1 protein-coding gene is annotated in these 560 nt (G+C 69.1%); it reads left to right on the plus strand.

Features of this window, described 5'->3' with window-relative positions:
- A partial coding sequence (locus ACLJT4_RS42535) for a peptidoglycan-binding domain-containing protein (protein ID WP_411130535.1) occupies positions 1–560 on the plus strand: 560 nt, incomplete at both ends.

Raw genomic sequence — 560 nt, forward strand, 5'->3', positions numbered from 1 at the left:
GTGGCGAGCGCGCTGGTGGGCGGGGCAGCGGTTGTCTCGGTCAGCGATGACGACGGCAAGGGCCAGGAGCGGCACACGGACGGGCTGCCGCAGAAGACCGACGCGATCAAGCGGCAGGACCTGAGCAGCCGCACGCAGGTCGACGGAACCCTCGGTTACGCCAAGGAGCGCAAGCTCAACGGCGGAGCGCAGGGGACGGTCACCTGGCTCCCGGACACCGGTGCGGTGATCAAGCAGAACGAGGCGCTCTTCGAGGCCGACGGCGGCAAGGTCTGGCTGCTGTACGGCGAGCGGCCCATGTATCGGAAGCTGAAGGCCGGGGACAAGGGGCCGGACGTCCGGCAGCTGAAGCAGAACCTCCGTGACCTCGGCTACGGAGCCGACCTGAGCGTGGACGACACCTTCACCTCCGGTACGGCAAGGGCCCTCAAGCGCTGGCAGAAGTCCCACGGCCTGAAGCAGACCGGCGAGACGGGCCCGGATCAGATCGCCTTCGCGCCGAGCTCGGTGCGGGTCAAGAAGAAGGAGGCTGCCATCGGCGACCAGACCGGTCCCGGCCG

Origin of the sequence: Streptomyces sp. x-19, from assembly GCF_046549115.1 — a bacterium.
GTDB classification, from domain to species: domain Bacteria; phylum Actinomycetota; class Actinomycetes; order Streptomycetales; family Streptomycetaceae; genus Streptomyces; species Streptomyces albulus_C.